The sequence below is a fragment of the Curtobacterium sp. MCLR17_007 genome (assembly GCF_003234655.2).
Classification (GTDB): domain Bacteria; phylum Actinomycetota; class Actinomycetes; order Actinomycetales; family Microbacteriaceae; genus Curtobacterium.
In genome coordinates, this window is the sequence record NZ_CP126271.1 from 1,514,468 (window position 1) to 1,528,297 (window position 13,830).

At 71.4% G+C, this 13,830-nt stretch carries 12 protein-coding genes; 10 read left to right on the forward strand and 2 right to left on the reverse strand.

Annotated elements, in window-relative coordinates; all coding sequences use genetic code 11:
• Window positions 1-337: 337 nt before the first annotated feature.
• The 3 genes from leuA to DEJ13_RS07165 all read left to right on the forward strand — a co-directional run bounded on the left by leuA (window position 338) and on the right by DEJ13_RS07165 (window position 4,094).
• Window positions 338-2,110 carry a 2-isopropylmalate synthase gene (leuA, locus tag DEJ13_RS07155; protein ID WP_111107469.1) on the forward strand — a complete coding sequence of 591 codons (1,773 nt, stop codon included), beginning with the start codon at window positions 338-340 and terminating at the stop codon, window positions 2,108-2,110.
• Between the two features lie 203 nt (window positions 2,111-2,313).
• Entirely contained in the window at window positions 2,314-3,162 is an 849-nt protein-coding gene (gene recO, locus DEJ13_RS07160) for a DNA repair protein RecO (protein WP_056125352.1), read from the forward strand.
• 134 nt (window positions 3,163-3,296) lie between these two features.
• Window positions 3,297-4,094 (forward strand): isoprenyl transferase, encoded by a 798-nt coding sequence (locus DEJ13_RS07165; RefSeq protein WP_056125350.1) that lies wholly within the window; start codon window positions 3,297-3,299, stop codon window positions 4,092-4,094.
• A gap of 67 nt (window positions 4,095-4,161) precedes the next feature.
• On the opposite strand, the gene DEJ13_RS07170 is transcribed toward DEJ13_RS07165, so the two are convergent.
• A complete protein-coding gene (locus DEJ13_RS07170) occupies window positions 4,162-5,139 on the reverse strand; it encodes a LysR family transcriptional regulator (RefSeq protein ID WP_056125348.1) in 978 nt (325 codons plus the stop codon).
• A 71-nt stretch (window positions 5,140-5,210) separates the two neighbouring features.
• Between DEJ13_RS07170 and DEJ13_RS07175 the strand changes: the two genes are divergently transcribed.
• The 4 genes from DEJ13_RS07175 to DEJ13_RS07190 all read left to right on the forward strand — a co-directional run bounded on the left by DEJ13_RS07175 (window position 5,211) and on the right by DEJ13_RS07190 (window position 8,612).
• Window positions 5,211-6,236, forward strand: a complete 1,026-nt coding sequence (locus tag DEJ13_RS07175; protein WP_111107484.1) for an aminotransferase class V-fold PLP-dependent enzyme — start codon at window positions 5,211-5,213, stop codon at window positions 6,234-6,236.
• A 59-nt stretch (window positions 6,237-6,295) separates the two neighbouring features.
• Window positions 6,296-7,681 (forward strand): glycine--tRNA ligase, encoded by a 1,386-nt coding sequence (locus DEJ13_RS07180; RefSeq protein WP_111107483.1) that lies wholly within the window; start codon window positions 6,296-6,298, stop codon window positions 7,679-7,681.
• Between the two features lie 65 nt (window positions 7,682-7,746).
• On the forward strand, window positions 7,747-8,466 hold the full coding sequence (locus DEJ13_RS07185) for a DsbA family oxidoreductase (RefSeq protein WP_111107468.1): 720 nt from the start codon (window positions 7,747-7,749) through the stop codon (window positions 8,464-8,466).
• The gene (locus DEJ13_RS07190) at window positions 8,463-8,612 is read left to right on the forward strand and encodes a hypothetical protein (protein ID WP_156463673.1); all 150 of its coding nucleotides are present in this window, start codon (window positions 8,463-8,465) and stop codon (window positions 8,610-8,612) included. Before DEJ13_RS07185 ends, DEJ13_RS07190 begins: the two co-directional genes overlap by 4 nt.
• Here the strand turns inward: DEJ13_RS07190 and DEJ13_RS07195 are convergent.
• The gene (locus DEJ13_RS07195) at window positions 8,609-9,091 is read right to left on the reverse strand and encodes an aminoacyl-tRNA deacylase (protein ID WP_111107467.1); all 483 of its coding nucleotides are present in this window, start codon (window positions 9,089-9,091) and stop codon (window positions 8,609-8,611) included. The genes DEJ13_RS07190 and DEJ13_RS07195 overlap by 4 nt on opposite strands.
• Before the next feature lie 47 nt (window positions 9,092-9,138).
• Here DEJ13_RS07195 and dusB point away from each other — a divergent pair, with 47 nt between their 5' ends.
• The 3 genes from dusB to dnaG are packed head-to-tail and all read left to right on the forward strand — an operon-like array spanning window position 9,139 to window position 13,523.
• On the forward strand, window positions 9,139-10,293 hold the full coding sequence (gene dusB, locus DEJ13_RS07200) for a tRNA dihydrouridine synthase DusB (RefSeq protein ID WP_111107466.1): 1,155 nt from the start codon (window positions 9,139-9,141) through the stop codon (window positions 10,291-10,293).
• The gene (locus tag DEJ13_RS07205; RefSeq protein ID WP_111107465.1) at window positions 10,290-11,570 is read left to right on the forward strand and encodes a deoxyguanosinetriphosphate triphosphohydrolase; all 1,281 of its coding nucleotides are present in this window, start codon (window positions 10,290-10,292) and stop codon (window positions 11,568-11,570) included. The genes dusB and DEJ13_RS07205 overlap by 4 nt, the downstream gene beginning before the upstream one ends.
• Window positions 11,571-11,609: 39 nt before the next feature.
• Complete coding sequence (gene dnaG, locus DEJ13_RS07210; RefSeq protein WP_111107464.1) at window positions 11,610-13,523, forward strand: DNA primase; 1,914 nt, start codon at window positions 11,610-11,612, stop codon at window positions 13,521-13,523.
• The last annotated feature ends 307 nt before the right edge of the window (window positions 13,524-13,830 follow it).

The following is a 13,830-nucleotide window of genomic DNA, read 5'->3' on the forward strand; positions in this document are numbered from 1 at the left end:
CTCCCGTCCGTCGTCGGGTCCGAGCCGCGGCGGTGCGGTCTGCAACGGTCCGCGCGAGGAACCGCAGGTTCCGCAACTCGCCGCTCGCGTCCGTCGAGGTGCGACGTCTCGCGCGTGCTGGCGCACGAGATGCCGGAATCGTGGAACCTCGGGGAAGCCCACGTCACCGCCCCTGTCACAGTCGAGAGCTGCGGTGCTAGCGTGGGCGACGATGTACTCGGCGCTCCTCCTCCTTCGCTGCCGCGACGAGGCCTGACTCAACGGCCCACCTCGTCGCGGAGTCCGTCGTGGCCGCACACACGCAGACGCTGACGAACAGCGCGACGAAAGCGACACCATGCAGAACACCCAGCGCCCCTCCGGGATGCCGATCCACAAGTACGTCCCCTTCCACGAGCAGATCACCGTGGACCTGCCCGACCGCACCTGGCCGGCGAAGCGCATCGACAAGGCCCCTCGCTGGTGTGCCGTCGACCTGCGTGACGGCAACCAGGCACTCATCGACCCGATGGACGCCGACCGCAAGCGCGCCATGTTCGACCTGCTCGTGGGCATGGGCTACAAGGAGATCGAGGTCGGGTTCCCGAGCGCCTCGCAGACCGACTTCGACTTCGTCCGCAGCCTCATCGACGAGGGCGCGATCCCGGACGACGTCACCATCCAGGTCCTGACCCAGGCGCGTGAGCACCTGATCCAGCGCACCTACGAGGCGATCGACGGCGCGAAGCAGGCCATCGTCCACCTGTACAACTCGACGTCGATCGTCCAGCGCGAGGTGGTGTTCCGCACCGACGTGCAGGGCGTCGTCGACATCGCGGTGGCCGGCGCGAAGCTGTGCAAGGCGGCCGAGGCCACGCTGCAGCACGACACGACGGTCTACTACGAGTACTCGCCGGAGTCCTACACGGGCACCGAGCTCGAGGTCGCGCTGCAGATCTGCAACGCGGTGCTCGAGGTGTTCGAGCCCACCCCGGAGCGCAAGGTGATCATCAACCTGCCCGCGACGGTCGAGATGGCGACGCCGAACGTCTACGCCGACTCGATCGAGTGGATGTCGCGCAACCTGGCCCACCGGCAGGACGTGATCCTGTCGCTGCACCCGCACAACGACCGCGGCACCGCCGTCGCCGCGGCGGAGCTCGGCTACATGGCCGGCGCCGACCGCATCGAGGGCTGTCTGTTCGGCAACGGCGAGCGCACGGGCAACGTCGACCTGGTCGCCCTCGGGATGAACCTCTTCACGCAGGGCATCGACCCGGAGATCAGCTTCGCGGACATCGACCAGGTCAAGCGCACGGTCGAGTACTGCAACCAGCTGCCCGTGCCGGAGCGCCAACCGTGGGCCGGCGACCTGGTCTACACCGCGTTCAGCGGCTCGCACCAGGACGCGATCAAGAAGGGCTTCGACGCCATGCAGGCCAAGGCGGCCGCGGCGGGCACGAGCATCGACGAGGTCGAGTGGGCCGTGCCGTACCTGCCCGTCGACCCGAAGGACATCGGCCGCTCGTACGAGGCCGTCATCCGCGTCAACTCGCAGTCGGGCAAGGGCGGGGTCGCCTACCTGCTCAAGACCGACCACGCGATCGACCTGCCGCGCAAGCTGCAGATCGAGTTCTCCGGCGTCGTGCAGCAGCGCACCGACACCGAGGGCGGCGAGTTCACGTCGGAGAAGATCTGGGACCTGTTCCGCGACGAGTACCTGCCGGCCGACGACGAGTCGGACAAGTGGGGCCGCTACGAGATCACCAAGACGGCGACGTCGAGCGACTTCGCGGGCACCACGTCGCTCTCGGTCGCGATGCGCGTCGATGACGGCTCGGTCTCGGCCGAGGCGATCGGCACCGGTCCGATCGACGCGTTCCTGTCGGTCATGCGGGAGCAGGGCGTCGCCGTGACGCTCTACGACTACTCGGAGCACACCATGAGCGCCTCCGGTGACGCGAAGGCGGCGTCCTACGTCGAACTCGACGTCGACGGAGTCCGCCTGTGGGGCGTCGGGATCGACGCCGACATCGCCACCGCCTCGCTCAAGGCGATCGTCTCGGCGGTCAATCGTGCGGTCCGCGCGGGCGCCGCGTCCGGCGCGGCGCCGGAGCTCGTCTCCGCCTAGGCATCGCACCCCGCTCCACACATCGCGCCCCGTCCTGACGGGGCGCGATGTCGTTGCGGGGGTGCGATCCGTGCGGTCAACGGCACCAAGGCCGGGAGGCGCGGTGCGGGTCCGACGCGCACCGCGCCTGGCGTCCAGTGTCGGCCCGGTGCGCACCGACCCCGTCGGCGCAGGGTGTCGTGGGCACGGGGGATACTGGGTCCATGCCGCTGTACCGGGACGAGTGCGTCGTGCTCCGCACCCACAAGCTCGGCGAAGCGGACCGCATCGTCACCATGCTCAGCCGGCAGCACGGCAAGATCCGCGCCGTGGCGAAGGGCGTCCGGCGCACCGGGTCCAAGTTCGGCAGCCGGCTCGAGCCCTTCATGGTGGTCGACGCGCAGTTCTACGAGGGCCGCTCGCTCGACATCGTCACGCAGGCTGAGTCGCTCGGGTCGTACGGCGCCCAGATCGTCGCGGACTACGGCGCCTACACGGCGGCGAGTGCGATGGTCGAGACGGCCGACCGGCTCAGCGAAGCAGACGCCGGACTCCAGCAGTACCTGTTGCTCGTCGGCGCGCTGCGCTCCCTGTCGAGGAGCGAGCACATGCCGAGTGCGACGCTCGACTCGTACCTGCTGCGGGCGATGAGCATCGCGGGGTGGGCGCCCTCGTTCTCGGACTGCGCCGTGACGGGCGAGCCGGGTCCGCACTCGGCGTTCGTCGTGCAGCTCGGCGGTGTCGTCGCGAACAGCGCTGCGCCTCCCGGGTCACCGCGGCTCGACGGCACGACGCTGACGATCCTCGGCTCGCTGCTGGCCGGGGACTGGGCCACCGTCGACGCGGCGGACGAGCGCTCGCGGTCGCGCGCCTCCGGCGTGGTGGCGGCGTACGCCCAGTGGCACCTGGAACGATCGCTGAAGTCCCTGCCGCACGTCGACCGGTCCGAGCGTCCGGCCGCGGTGCCGGCGCACGACGGACCGGCGCACGACGGGGTGGCCGTGGTGGCACGAGCGGTCGCCGCGACCCCGGCGCCGCCGGTCCCGCAGCCGGACGAGCACGACCTGTCCTGACGGCCGCACACGGACACGCACACGGACACGCACACGCACACGGACACGGACACGCACACGCACACGCACACGGACACAGACACGCACACCCGCCCCGCACCCGCGGACGCATCCACCGAGGAGGAACGCACCGCATGAGCCCGCGCCGATCCGATGCCGCCGAACCCTTCCGGCCGGTCGACTGGACGGGCGAGACACCGCCCGCGATCCCCAAGCGCTTCGTCCCGCAGCACGTGGCGATCGTGATGGACGGCAACGGCCGGTGGGCGAACGGCCGCGGACTCACCCGCATCGAGGGGCACAAGGCCGGCGAGGCGTCGTTGCTCGACGTCGTCGCCGGGGGCATCCAGATCGGCGTCGAGCACATCAGCGCCTACGCGTTCTCGACCGAGAACTGGAAGCGGTCACCGGAGGAGGTCCGGTTCCTGATGGGCTTCAACCGCGACGTGATCCGCCGTCGCCGCGACCAGCTGAACGAGTGGGGCGTCCGCGTGCGATGGGCCGGCCGACGTCCGCGGCTGTGGCGCAGCGTCATCGACGAGCTCGAGACAGCCGAGCAGATGACGGCGGGCAACGACGTCCTGACGCTGACGATGTGCGTCAACTACGGCGGCCGGAACGAGATCGCGGACGCCGTGCGCTCCCTGGCCGAGGACGTCGCCGCCGGTCGACTCAAGCCGAGTCAGGTCACCGAGAAGGCGATCGCCAAGCGGTTGTACGTGCCCGAGATGCCCGACGTGGACCTGTTCCTGCGGAGCTCGGGCGAGCAGCGCACCAGCAACTTCCTGCTGTGGCAGTCGGCCTACGCCGAGATGGTGTTCCTCGACCGGCTGTGGCCGGACTTCCGACGGACGGACCTCTGGGGAGCGGTGGAGGAGTACGCACGCCGCGATCGCCGGTTCGGCGGCGCGGTGGACACCCCGACGGCCTGATCGAGGGGCGCGATCCCGCGATCGGTACCCGGGAGACCGTCACGCCGACGAACGGCTGACGCGGACGCTACGACAGCAGTGCAGCCGCGGAACCGACGGCCTCGAGGGTGGCCCGCACACTCGGCACCCGCTCGGCCCCGGCCGCGACGACCACCTCGACGCGCCGGGCCAGGTCGTCGTCGACGGGGTCGATCACCACCTCGGCGGGGATCACCGTCGTCGCGAGCGCCAGTCGGGGGAGCAACGCCACGCCGAGCCCCGCGGCGACGAGCCCCACGACCGCGGCGGCGTTGTCGGTCTCGAGCACGATGTCCGGCGTGAACCCGGCCGTCGCGCACGAGGCGAGCAGGTGGCCCCGGCAGCGGGGGCAGCCGCCGATCCAGCGGGCATCACGCAGCGACGCCAGGTCCACCGTCGGACCGGATCCAGCGGACGCGCCGGACCCGGCCGACGCCCGCGAACCGTCCACGGGACCGTCCGCAGCGGACGCGTCCGACGGCCCAGGGCCTCCTGCCCGGACCAGCGCCAGCGGGTCCCGCCCGATCGCGCGCGTCAGCAGCGTCGGGTCCGCGACGACCTCGTCACCGACGTACGTGAACGTCAGCGCCAGGTCCACCTCGCCGCGGCGGAGCATCGCGAGCGCCTCGGGAGGCTCGACCTCGACGTAGGTGGTGCTGACACCGGGGACGGTCGCGGCCATCGTCGCCAGGATCGCGGGGACGAGCGTCGACGAGGCGCTCGGGAAGCCGGCGATCCGCACGCGTCCGCGCGTGAGGCCGCCGACGGCGTCGAAGTCCTCGCGCGCGGCGGCCAGCGCGGCCTGCACGTGCAGGGCGTGGTCGGCGAGCACCCGGCCGGACTCGGTGAGCGTCACACCACGCGCACCGCGGAGCACGAGCGCGTGCCCGAGTCGCTGCTCGGAGCGGTGCAGCATCTGGCTGACGGCGGGCTGGCTGTACCCGAGGGCGGTCGCGGCCCCGGTGATCGAGCCCGCGTCGGCGACGGCTCGGAGCACACGGAGCAGCTGCAGGTCGATCGTCTCCACAACACGATGTTATGGCAGGGCGAAGGATCCTGTCCTGGTGTGATGGCTCGGGCTCCCGGACCATGGGCGGCATGGACTCCTACGTCGATGGCCACGGGTACCTGGCCGCCTGTACGGCCGGGTTGCCGACGCACGGCACGCTCGCCGCCATGCGCGCCGACCTGGACGAGTGGGGGCGCGGTGCGTCGGACCCGGCGCGCTACGGCGCGCTCGTCGAGGAGGGCCGCGCGCGTTTCGCGACACTGGTCGGGGTGCCTGCCGACCGGGTCGCGACCGGCTCGCAGACCTCGGCCATGACCGCGGTCGTCGCGGCGGCGCTGCCGGACGGAGCCGAGGTCGTGGTGCCCGACGGCGACTTCAGCTCGATCGTCTTCCCCTTCCTGGCACAGGCGCACCGCGGCATCCGGGTGCGGAGCGTCCCGCTCGCGACGCTGTCGACCGCGCTGACGTCGGACGCGGCGCTGGTCGCCTGGTCGGCCGTGCAGTCCGCGACGGGGGAGGTGGTCGACTCCGCGGCCGTCGTCGCAGCGGCTCGTGCCGTCGGCGCCCGCACACTGTGCGACCTCACCCAGGCCGCGGGCGTGCTCCCCGTCGCCGCCGCACCGTTCGACGTCACCGTCACCCACGCCTACAAGTGGCTCTGCGCGCCGCGTGGCGTCGCCTTCATGACCATGTCCGACGACGCGCTCGGCTGGCTGCGGCCCGTGCAGGCCGGGTGGTACGCGGGCGCCGACGTGTGGTCCTCGTGCTACGGCCCGGACATGCGGCTCGCCGACGACGCCCGGCGGTTCGACGTGTCCCCGGCCTGGCAGGCCTGGCCCGGGGCGGTCGCCGCCCTGCGGCACGTCGGATCCCTCGACATGGCCTCGGTCTGGAGGCACGGTGCCGGTCTCGCGGACCGGCTGGCGGACGCGCTCGGTGCGGTGCGGCAGTCGCAGGCGGTCATGACCGTGCCCGATCCGTCCGGCGCGGGGCTCGCAGCGCTGACGGCCGCGGGCATCACCGCGTCGGGGCGTGCCGGTCGGCTGCGGCTCGCCTTCCACCACTGGAACGACGACTCCGACGTGGACGCGGTCGCCCGGGTGCTCGCCCGTTAGTCTTGCCGGGTACGTTTCCGCACCGGGCACCCAGCTCGGCGACACTGATGGAGTTCTCCTTGGCTCAGCCCTCCCGTCTCGACTCGGTCATCGCCCTCGCGAAAGGCCGCGGGTTCGTCTTCCAGTCGGGTGAGATCTACGGCGGGTCCCGCTCCGCGTGGGACTACGGGCCCCTCGGCGTCGAGCTGAAGGAGAACATCAAGCGGCAGTGGTGGCAGCGGTTCGTCCGCGGTCGCGGCGACATGGTCGGCCTCGACTCCGCCGTCATCCTGCCCCGCAAGGTGTGGGAAGCATCCGGTCACGTGGCGACCTTCACCGACCCGCTGGTCGAGTGCCTGCACTGCCACCACCGCTTCCGCGAGGACCACCTGATCGAGGCCTTCACCGCCAAGAAGGGCCGTGCCCCCGAGGGTGGCATGGCCGAGATCGCCTGCTCGAACTGCGGCACCCGCGGGCAGTGGACCGAGCCCCGCGAGTTCTCCGGCATGCTCAAGACCTACCTGGGCCCGGTCGAGTCGGAAGAGGGCCTGAACTTCCTGCGCCCCGAGACCGCGCAGGGCATCTTCGTCGACTTCGCCCAGGTCGTCACGACCAGCCGCATGAAGCCCCCGTTCGGCATCGGGCAGGTCGGCAAGGCGTTCCGCAACGAGATCACCCCCGGCAACTTCATCTTCCGCACGCGCGAGTTCGAGCAGATGGAGATCGAGTACTTCGTGCCGCCGGCCTCGGCGCAGGAGCACTACGAGCAGTGGATCGCGGACTCGGTCGCCTGGTACACCGACCTCGGCATCGACCCGGAGAACCTGCGCCGCTTCGACGTGCCGGACGGCGAGCGCGCGCACTACTCCGACGCCACCGCCGACATCGAGTACCGGTTCGGGTTCCAGGGCTCGGAGTGGGGCGAGCTCATGGGCGTCGCGAACCGCACCGACTTCGACCTGAACAACCACATCGAGTCCTCCGGCAAGGACCTGCGCTACTTCGACCAGGCCGCCAACGAGAAGTACGTGCCCTACGTCATCGAGCCGTCGTTCGGCCTGACCCGCGCGCTCATGGCCTTCCTGCTCGACGCCTACCACGAGGACGAGGCGCCGAACGCGAAGGGCGGCGTCGACAAGCGCACGGTGCTGCGGCTCGACCCGCGCCTGGCCCCGGTCAAGGCCGCCGTGCTGCCGCTGTCCCGCAACGAGCAGCTGTCGCCCGTCGCCCGCGGCCTGGCCGACGACCTGCGCAAGGTCTGGAACGTCGACTTCGACGACGCCGGCGCGATCGGCCGCCGCTACCGCCGTCACGACGAGATCGGCACCCCGTTCTGCATCACGGTGGACTTCGACACCCTCGACGACCGGGCCGTCACCGTGCGCGAGCGCGACACGATGAGCCAGGAGCGCGTGTCGCTCGACCAGCTGCAGGGGTACCTGGCCCAGCGCCTGCTCGGCGCGTAGCCACCGCCTCCGCGACGCGGTCGTGCTGCCGGGAATGCCGACGGCACGGCCGCGTTGACGGTCGTGTGAACGATTCTGTGAAGGTCGACGTCTGGTCCGACATCGCGTGCCCCTGGTGCTACATCGGCAAGCGCAAGTTCGAGGCCGGGGTCGCCGCGTTCGGCGGTCCGGTCGAGGTCGAGTACCACTCCTTCGAGCTCAGCCCGGACACCCCGGTGGACTTCGAGGGCACCGAGGCCGAGTTCCTCTCCGGCCACAAGGGCATGCCCGTCGACCAGGCACAGCAGATGCTCGACCAGGTGACCGCGATCGCCGCTTCGGTCGGGCTCGACTACGACTTCGACGCCATGCACCACACGAACACGGTCAAGGCGCACCAGGTCATCCACCTGGCCAAGCAGCACGGCAAGCAGCTCGCGATGGTCGAGCGCTTGTTCGCCGCGTACTTCGAGCGAGGCGAGCACGTCGGGCAGGAGTCCTCGTTGGCGGACCTGGCCGCCGAGGTCGGTCTCGACCGCGACGAGGTCCTCGCGACCCTGCGCGACGACGCCAAGGTCGCCGACGTCCGTGCCGACCAGGCACAGGCCCAGGCGTACGGCATCACCGGGGTGCCGTTCTTCGTGATCGACGGCAAGTACGGTGTCTCGGGCGCCCAGGACCCGGCGGCGTTCGAACAGGTCCTGCGCCAGGTGGTCGCGCTGCGCGAGACCACACCGGACGAGGTCGCGTCAGCGACGGAGCGTGCCGGGGACGACCGTGCAGCCGACGTGGCGGCGACCCGATGACGGACCTGGACGTGCGCGCCGCGGCCGCACCGGTCCTCCAGGCCGTGCCCGGACTGCAGCCGCTGCTGGCGGACGCCGCCGTGTGCGAGGGTGACGCCTGCTTCGTGCCTGGCGCCGAGGGCGACTGGTCAGAGGTCCCGGACTAGCGCGGTGGTTCCTCGTCGGTGATGTCGGCGACCGTCGCGTCGTACGCGGCGATCAGCGCATCGGCGTCGACGAACGCGCTGGCGCCGTGACGACCGGCCCCGAGCGCCACGCGGCGGCCGACGATGCGTTCGTCGGCGAAGACCGGCAGGTCGCCCGTCGCGCCGATCGGGGTGATCGTGCCGCGTTCGTAGCCCGAGGCCTGCAGGGCCGTCGCCGCGTCGGGCATCGAGAGCTTGTTCACGCCGACGAGTGCGCGGAGCTTCTTCCACGCGATGCTCCGGCCCCCGGGCACGAGCGCCAGCACGAAGTCCCCGTCGTGGCGCTTCACCACGAGCGTCTTCACGATGTCGCCTGGGTCGATGCCGAGCAGCTCGGCAGCCTGGGCCAGGGAGTCGGCGGCGGGACGCTCCAGGACCTCGACCTGCAGGCCTCGGGCTGCTGCGTCGGCGTCGAACCGGGCGATGGCGTCGGTGGTCATGTGGAGAACGCTACCGGCGGACGCCGACGTGGGAGGATGGAGGGGCGATGACGATCACACAAGCCCCCCGGAAGCCCCTGCGCATCGGCCCCATCGAGGTCGACGTGCCGGTCGTGCTCGCGCCGATGGCGGGCATCACGAACATGGCGTACCGCCGGCTCTGTCGTGAGTACGGCGCGGGCCTGTACGTCTGCGAGATGATCACCTCGCGCGCGCTGGTTGAGCGCACGCCGGTGTCGATGCAGCTCATCCAGCACCACGAGTCCGAGACGCCGCGGTCGATCCAGCTCTACGGGGTGGAACCGAACACCGTGGCCGAAGCCGCCACGATCCTGGTCGGCGAAGACCGTGCCGACCACATCGACCTCAACTTCGGGTGCCCCGTGCCCAAGGTCACGCGCAAGGGCGGCGGCGCTGCCCTGCCGTGGAAGACCGACCTGTTCCGCGACCTGGTGACGAAGACCGTCAAGGCCGCCGGCGACGTCCCGGTCACGGTCAAGATGCGCAAGGGCATCGACGCCGACCACCTGACCTACCTCGACGCCGCCCGCATCGCGCGTGACGCGGGCGTCGCCGCTGTGTCACTGCACGCCCGCACGGCGAACGAGCACTACTCCGGCCAGGCCGACTGGTCCGCCATCGCGACGCTGAAGCAAGCCGTCACCGACATCCCGGTGCTCGGCAACGGTGACATCTGGTCGGCCGCCGACGCGCTGCGCATGGTCGACGAGACCGGCTGCGACGGCGTGGTCGTCGGGCGTGGCTGCCTGGGGCGTCCGTGGCTGTTCGGCGACCTGGCGGCGGCGTTCCGCGGCGAGGGGCTGCGGTACATGCCCTCGCTGGGCGAGGTCGCGGTCGGGTTCCGCCGGCACGCCGAGCTGCTCGTCGAGTTCTTCGGGTCGGAAGACCAGGGGTGCAGGGACATGCGCAAGCACGTGGCCTGGTACTTCAAGGGCTACCCGATCGGCAGCGACGTCCGCTCCGGACTGTCCACCGCGTCGTCGCTGCAGGAGATCGACGACCTGCTCGGCCAGCTCGACCACGACGCGCCCTACCCGGGCGCCGACGCCGAGGGGCCGCGCGGTCGTGCCGGACACGCTCGGCGGACGGCCCTGCCCGACCGCTGGCTCGAGAGCCGCGACGTCGACGCAGAGTTCCGCAAGGTCCTCGCCGCCGCCGAGCTGCACCACAGCGGCGGATGAGCGCCACCTCCTCGTACGGGCCCGCCGACGCCGACCGGTGGCTGCCGGAGCAGCACGGCAACCGCCGCAGCGACTTCGCCCGTGACCGCGCCCGGCTGCTGCACTCCAGTGCGCTCCGGCGTCTGGCCGCGAAGACCCAGGTGCTCAGTCCGACGACCGGACTCGACTTCGCCCGCAACCGGCTGACCCATTCGCTCGAGGTCGCCCAGGTCGGGCGCGAGCTCGCCGACCAGCTCGGGCTCGACCCCGACGTCGTCGACACCGCGTGCCTGGCACACGACATCGGCCACCCGCCGTTCGGCCACAACGGCGAGACCGCGGTGAACGCCTGGGCGGCCGACATCGGCGGGTTCGAGGGCAACGCGCAGACCCTGCGGCTGCTGACCCGGCTCGAGCCGAAGGTCTACGGGGCCGACGACCGTCCGTACGGCCTGAACCTGACCCGGGCGTCGCTCGACGCGTCGTGCAAGTACCCGTGGCCGGCCTCGCAGGGCGTCGGCGAAGCATCCTCCGGGCGCACCAAGTTCGGCTTCTACGACGACGACCACGACGCGTTCGAGTGGCTCCGTGCGGGCGCACCCCGACGACAGCGCTGCATCGAGGCGCAGGTCATGGACCTCTCCGACGACATCGCCTACTCGGTGCACGACTTCGAGGACGCGGTGGTGGCGGGCTTCATCGACGTGGCCGCCCTCGGTGACCGCGTCGGCGAGAACGACATCGTCTCCGCCATGCACGCCTGGGTCGGCGACGACCTCAGCCGCGACGAACTGCTCGAGGCGTTCGACCGCCTGCGCGCGCTGCCGCTGTGGATGACCTCCTACGACGGCTCCCGGCAGGACGCGGCACGGCTCAAGAACCTGACGTCGCAGTTGATCGGCCGCTTCGCCCGCACCGCGACCAGTGCGACGCGACAGGCCTACGCGTCCGGCTCCCTGGTCCGGTTCGCAGCGTCGGTCGTGACCCCGCCCGAGATCATCGGGGAGATCGCGGTGCTCAAGGGCATCGTGGCGGCGTTCGTGATGACCCAGGGCGATCGGCAGCCGGTGTACCAGGACCAGCGCACGATCCTGACCGAACTGCTCGACGCCGTGGCTGACCGCGGGGACCGCGCCCTCGAGCCCGGGTTCGCGGCCGACTGGCGCGCCGCCGAGGACGAGGCCGGGCGGCACCGGGCGGTCGTCGACCAGGTCGCCAGCCTGACCGACCAGGGCGCCATCGCGTGGCACAGGCGCCTGGTCGTGGGGGAGCGGGAGCCCGTCCACATCCCCGTCTGAGCGGTCGGTGGGGTCCCCGGTCCGAACTAGGATCGAGGGGTGGCTGGACTCATCGTGCGGAACGACATCGACGAGGTCCGCGCGCGCGTGAACATCGCCGACGTCGTCGGTGACTACGTCACGCTGAAGTCGGCCGGGGTCGGCTCGTTGAAGGGTCTCTGCCCGTTCCACGACGAGCGATCGCCGTCGTTCCACGTCCGCCCGCAGGTCGGCCGCTACCACTGCTTCGGCTGCGGCGAGGACGGCGACGTCTTCAGCTTCATCATGAAGCAGGACCACACGACCTTCTCCGAAGCGGTCGAGCGGATGGCCGCCAAGATCGGCTTCACGCTCCACTACGAAGAGGGCGACGGGCCCCGCACCGACTACAACACGCGTGCCCGCCTGATCGCCGCCAACGAGGCGGCGCTGCAGTTCTACACCGCGCAGCTCACGACCCCGCAGGCCGACCCGGCCCGGCGCTTCCTGGGCGAGCGTGGGTTCGACCCGGCCGCCGCGCAGCACTTCGGCGTCGGGTTCGCCCCGAAGTCGTTCGACGTCCTGCGGGACCACCTGCGCGGGCAGGGCTTCACCCTCGACGAGATCGTCGCGGCTGGTCTGGTCAGCCAGGGGGACCGGTCGCCCTACGACCGGTTCCGCGGGCGGCTGATGTGGCCGATCCGCGACGTCACCGGGGCGACGATCGGCTTCGGCGCGCGCCGCCTGCTCGAGGACGACAAGGGCCCGAAGTACCTCAACACCCCCGAGACCGCGATCTACCACAAGAGCCACGTGCTCTATGGCATCGACCTGGCCCGACGTGACATCTCCAAGCAGAAGCAGGTCGTCATCGTCGAGGGCTACACCGACGTCATGGCCTGCCACCTGGCCGGGGTCACGACCGCGGTGGCCACGTGCGGCACGTCGTTCGGCGTCGACCACATCAAGTCGCTGCGCCCGATGCTCGGCGACGTCAGCGGCGGTGACCCGAACGCCAACGGCGAGGTCGTCTTCACGTTCGACCCGGACGAGGCCGGACAGCGTGCGGCCTCCCGAGCCTTCGCCGAAGAGCAGCGGTTCGCCGCCCAGACGTACGTCGCGGTCGCCCCCGGCGGACTCGACCCGTGCGACCTCCGGCTCGCCAGGGGTGACGACGCGATCCGACGGCTGGTCATGAACAAGCGGCCGATGTTCGAGTTCATGATCCGGCGCACGCTCGACGGACACGACCTCGAGACCGTCGAGGGTCGGGTCAGCGCCCTCCGCTCGGCAGCGCCCGTGCTCGCCGGCATCCGTGACCGCTCCCTGACCCAGGGCTACGTGCGCGAGCTCGCCGGCTGGCTCGGCATGGAGATGGGCGACGTCCGTCGTGCCGTGGAGAGTGCCCGGTCGCGGGCCTCGTCCGACCAGGGCCGCGGGCACGGATCCTCGAGCGCGGGGCAGTCCGGTCCCAGTACGCAGCCGGTCGCGCCGATCGACGAGCCCGTCGCCGGCATCCGGTCGCTGCCGAACGACCCGATCACGCGCATGGAGCGTGACGCGGTGATGGCGATGGTGCAGCAGCCGACGTCCGTGGGCGCGCCGCTCCTCGGCCTGGCGGCCGCGGCCACGTTCTCCGCGCCGATGCTGGCCGTGGTGCGCGACGCCGTCGTCGCGAACGTCGACGCGCTCGGCGGGAGCGACTGGCTCGATCGACTGTCCTCGGACGTGCCCGCACCGGTCCGCGGCCTGGTGTCCGAGCTCGCGCTCGCGCCGATCCCAGCCCGCAACGACGAGGACCTGGCGATCTACTGCCGGGGCATCGTCGTGGCGCTGGTCGAGCGCGACCTGCTGGCGCGCAAGGCGTCGTTGCTCGGGCAGCTGCAGCGTGCCGACCCGAACGAGAACGCCGAGCGTCGCGGCGAGATCCAGCGTCAGCTCGTCGACCTCGACGCGCAGCGGATGCGGCTGCGCGCCGACGCCGAGGCGTCCTGACCGCTCGCCGTCCCCGCGTGCCCCCGGGCCCGGATCGGCGGCCGTCGCGGGGTGTTCGCGGGTCGTCGCGGGGTCCTTGCGGTCGTCCCGAGGTCGCATGACGCGCCGTCGGCGCATCGTCGGGGTCGCACGACGTGCCGCCCGCCGGAGCGCGAGGCGGCCGATGGTGCGACCTCGCCGAACATGAACGGCATGTCGGGCGACGTCGAGCAAACCCCGCCGTGGTGCGCGGCGCAACGAAGCTGCGCGACGCGCCGAACTCCAGTGGCGGAATCATGCGGCATACGCACGACTGCTGCGTTACAGC

Bases quoted from the DNA above. Each gene is read 5' to 3' on its own strand.
- leuA (WP_111107469.1), top strand. From the start codon at position 338: ATGCAGAACACCCAGCGCCCCTCCGGGATGCCGATCCACAAGTACGTC.
- recO (WP_056125352.1), top strand. From the start codon at position 2,314: ATGCCGCTGTACCGGGACGAGTGCGTCGTGCTCCGCACCCACAAGCTC.
- DEJ13_RS07165 (WP_056125350.1), top strand. From the start codon at position 3,297: ATGAGCCCGCGCCGATCCGATGCCGCCGAACCCTTCCGGCCGGTCGAC.
- DEJ13_RS07175 (WP_111107484.1), top strand. From the start codon at position 5,211: ATGGACTCCTACGTCGATGGCCACGGGTACCTGGCCGCCTGTACGGCC.
- DEJ13_RS07190 (WP_156463673.1), top strand. From the start codon at position 8,463: ATGACGGACCTGGACGTGCGCGCCGCGGCCGCACCGGTCCTCCAGGCC.
- DEJ13_RS07195 (WP_111107467.1), bottom strand. From the start codon at position 9,091: ATGACCACCGACGCCATCGCCCGGTTCGACGCCGACGCAGCAGCCCGA.
- dusB (WP_111107466.1), top strand. From the start codon at position 9,139: ATGACGATCACACAAGCCCCCCGGAAGCCCCTGCGCATCGGCCCCATC.
- DEJ13_RS07205 (WP_111107465.1), top strand. From the start codon at position 10,290: ATGAGCGCCACCTCCTCGTACGGGCCCGCCGACGCCGACCGGTGGCTG.